1 protein-coding gene is annotated in these 2,163 nt (G+C 70.8%); it reads right to left on the bottom strand.

Annotation, left to right across the window (positions count from 1 at the left end; all coding sequences use genetic code 11):
* Positions 1-2,109, bottom strand: a 2,109-nt coding sequence (locus GTY56_RS28395) for a condensation domain-containing protein (RefSeq protein ID WP_346345609.1), incomplete at its 3' end; no start/stop codon positions are given.
* Positions 2,110-2,163: the final 54 nt, after the last annotated feature.

Below are 2,163 nucleotides of genomic sequence, written 5' to 3'. Positions count from 1 at the left end.
CACACCCTCGGCGACCACCGCCACCGCATCCGGCGTCCGCACCACCTGCGCCCCGAACAACCCCGGCAACGTCGAAGGCTCCACCACGGTCCCGGTGTCGTTCCACTCCACCAACACACGACGACGCGCATCCTCGTCCAGCACCACCACCCGGCTCAGCGGCACGTCCGCACCGCCGGCCAGCGTCTCCTCCAGCGCGGACACCACACCCTCGGCGGCGATGCACACCAGCGCACCGAGCGCCCGTGGGTCCACAGGGGCCACCGCGTCCACCGACAGCGCCATCCGATCGCCGTGGTCGTTGACCGAGATCATCAGCGGGTAGTTGGTGCGCTCCCGGGAGAAGACCGGCCGGATGCCGCGCAGACCGTCGCGCCCGCGTTCCTCGGCCTCGCCTCGCGCCTCGGGGCCCGGTCCGGTGCTGTAGCGGTAGTTGAACAGGGCCGTGAACAGCGGTGTGTCACCCGGCACCCCGCTGGCTCGCTGCGCGAGGGCAAGCGGCGCGTGCTCGTGCTCCAGGAGCTCCGCCAGCTGAGCGCGCATCGCCCCCACGGCCGCCAGCACGCCCAGCTCGTCCGTACGCACCCGTACCGGCAGCGTGTTGATGTAGGGGCCCGGCACCCGGTCCGACCCAGCCCCGGCATTCATCCGGCCGAACAGCACGGTTCCGAAGACCACGTCGTCACGGCCGCTGACAGCGGCGAGAACGCGCGCCCACGCCACATGCAGCACCGTCGCAGGGCTGGCGCCCAGACGCCTGGCGACACCCCTCAGCCGTACGTCCAACTCCTGTGGGAAGGGCTGGACTTCGCGCACCAAGTCCACGCCCGCACCGCGCACGTCCGCGAGCCCGAACGGCGCGGTCGGCTCGGTCACATCTCCCAGCAGCTGCGCGAAGTACCGCTCGTGCTCGGACCGCTCGACCGCGCCACGTGCCTGCGCCACGAAGTTCCGGAACGGCAATGGCTCCGGCAACTCGTCGCCCCGCCCGGCGAGGATCGCGTTCACCTCCGCGAGCAGCACCTCGAGTGCCGTGTGGTCGCGCACCATGTGGTGCGCCCGTATCAGCGCCAGCCAGCCGTCACCCGTCGGCTGTGCCGCGTCCGGGATCGCCGCGACATGCACACTCATCAGCGGAGCCAGGCCCAGGTCCATGGACAGGCCGCCGACGGTGACCAGTTCCGCCACCGGGTCCGCGCTGCGTGCGTCCAGCACCACTTCCCGCACCGGCAGTGTGGCGCGGCGCCATACCACCTGCACCGGCTCCCGCAGGCCCTCCCAGACGATCGACGTGCGGTAGATGTCGTGCCGGTCCACCACCCGTTGAAGAGCGGAGAGGAAGGCATCAAGTCGGTCGCGTGAGTCGAACTCCACCACCGTCGGCATGACGTAGGCGTCCTCGCCGCCGCCCGCGAGCACGTGGTGGAACAGCAGTCCCTCCTGTAGCGGCGCCAGCGGATACACGTCCGCCACGTTCGCCGCGCCCCCCTCAACGGTGGCCACGATCCGCTCGACCTCGTCGTCCGAAAGGTCGATGAGCGGCAGCATCTCCGGGGTGATCTCGGCCGCGTCCGCAGGGATCAGGTTCTCCGGCACCACGACCTGCTCGGCGCCCGCCGACGCCGCCAGCCCCTCCACCGTCGGCGTCTCGAAGAGGGCCCGGACCGACACGGACACGCCTTGGGTGCGCAGCACCTCCACCAGCCGCACCACGAGCAGCGAGTGGCCGCCCAGTTCGAAGAAGTCGTCGTGGACGCCGACGCTGTCCAGACCCAGGACTTGGGCGAAGGCAGCGCACAGGATTTCCTCCCGTACGTTGGCGGGCCCTCGGCCGGCGCCCGCGATGCCTGCGAAGTCCGGGGCTGGGAGGGCCGCACGGTTCAGCTTGCCGTTCGCGGTCAGCGGCAGGGCGTCGAGCACGACGACCACCGACGGCACCATGTGCTCGGGCAAGCGACCGGTCGCGAACCGACGTACTTGTGCAGGGAGTTCGCTGTCGGCCGTGTCGGTCTCCACGGGGACGACGTAGGCGACCAGGCGGGTGTCGCCCGGCGTGTCCTCACGAGCGATCACAGCCGCCTGAGCGACCTGCGGGTGTGCGGTCAACACGGCCTGGACCTCACCGGGCTCAATCCGGAAGCCCCGGATCTTCACCTGGTCATC

It is taken from the genome of Streptomyces sp. SID5643 (assembly GCF_009872555.1).
GTDB classification, from domain to species: domain Bacteria; phylum Actinomycetota; class Actinomycetes; order Streptomycetales; family Streptomycetaceae; genus Streptomyces; species Streptomyces iakyrus.
Note: the sequence above shows the minus strand (reverse complement) of the source record. Positions and strands in the feature narration are given on the sequence as shown.